This window comes from Gordonia sp. QH-12 (assembly GCF_001578675.1).
Lineage (GTDB): Bacteria > Actinomycetota > Actinomycetes > Mycobacteriales > Mycobacteriaceae > Gordonia > Gordonia sihwensis.
This window is the reverse complement of the sequence record NZ_KQ969327.1, coordinates 1-1,383: the sequence shown is the minus strand read 5'-3', so window position 1 is coordinate 1,383 and position 1,383 is coordinate 1. Positions and strand designations below refer to the sequence as shown.

Here is a 1,383-nt window from a genome sequence, read left to right as displayed (position 1 = left end):
TGAATCGCCCCGGGTTTCGTGGAGGCTCGGTTAGTTGGATCCGACCTCGGTGAGGACCGGATTCTGACGGTAGTGCTTCGTGGGTTGTGATGCCCAGTGGTTGGCCTCGAATTCAGCTGGCGGGACGAGCCCGATCTCGCCGTGAAGCCGTCGGTGGTTGAACCAGTCGACGTATTCAGCGACCGCGATCTCGATGTCACCGACGTTCTTCCAGCCGCCCTTGGGCCGCATGACGGGGTTGCGGATGCACTCAGCCTTGAACAGCGAGTTGAGCGCCTCGGCCATGGCGTTGTCGTAGCTGTCGCCCTTCGACCCGACGGATGCGACGGCGTTGGCCTCGGCGAGCCGCTCGGTGTAGCGAATCGCTCGATACTGGACTCCTCTGTCGCTGTGGTGGATAAGGCCAGTGAGGTCCTGGTCGGCGCGCTGCCGGGCCCACAGCCCCATGTCGAGGGCGTCCAAAGCGAGGTCAGTGCGAAGCGAGGTCGACACCTGCCAGCCGACGATCATCCGGCTGAACACATCTAGGACGAACCCGACGTAGGCCCACCCGGCGTGTGTTCTGACGTAGGTCAGATCGGCCACCCACAGCTGGTTCGGTGCAGTGGCGACGAACTTCCTGTCGACGAGGTCTTCCGGACGTTCGGTCTCGGCGTCGGCGCCGATGGTGGTCTTGCGGGTCTTCTCCCGACCGATGCCACGTAGGCCCTCATCCTTCATCAGTCGCTCGACGGTGCACCTGGCGACCTTGAGGCCCTCGCGGTTGAGCTCGGCGTGAATCTTGCGGGCGCCATAGACGCCGAGGTTGGCCTTGTGAGCATGCCGGATATCGATGACCAGCTCAGCGTCTCGTACCGCACGTGCCGAGGGTGGCCGCTTCTTAGCGGCGTAGTAGGTGCTCGGGGCGATCTGCACGCCGGCGTCCTTCACCACAGCGCAGATCGGCTCGACCCCGAACCGGTCGCGGTGCTGATCGATATAGTCGACCAGCACCGCGGTGGGTACCTCTACTTGATCTTGCGGTCGAGCTCCGCTGCCGCGAAAAACGCCGCAGATGTCTTCAATATCTCGTTCGCCCGACGCAGTTCGCGGACCTCGCGCTCGAGCTCGGCCAGCCGCTGCGCGTCGTCGGTCGTGGTACCCGGCCGAACACCGCCGTCGATCTCGGCCTGACGGACCCAATTCCGAAGCGCTTCGGGATGAACCCCGAGCTGATCGGCGACCCGCTTGATCGCCCCACGAGCGGACTCGGGGTCCTTCCTGGCGTCCATCGCCATCCGCGTCGCCCGCTGCTGGAGCTCAACGCTGTACTTCCTCGGTGCTGCCATGACTCTCATCATCCTTCCCAGGATTGAGAGCCTCCATCAGACCCGGGGCGATTCA

Annotated in this window: 1 protein-coding gene and 1 other annotated feature; the gene reads right to left on the bottom strand. The window is 64.3% G+C overall.

Going from position 1 to position 1,383, the window contains the following annotated elements; genetic code table 11:
• Nucleotides 1–30: 30 nt before the first annotated feature.
• Nucleotides 31–1,328, bottom strand: a protein-coding gene (locus Y710_RS18305) for an IS3 family transposase (RefSeq protein ID WP_156479495.1) whose coding sequence is annotated in 2 segments (ribosomal slippage) — nt 31–1,037 and nt 1,037–1,328 — 1,299 coding nt in all. Because the reading frame shifts where the segments join, the coding sequence is not laid out codon by codon here.
• Nucleotides 901–1,050 (bottom strand) — a sequence feature (AL1L pseudoknot). It overlaps the preceding gene by 150 nt.
• Nucleotides 1,329–1,383: the final 55 nt, after the last annotated feature.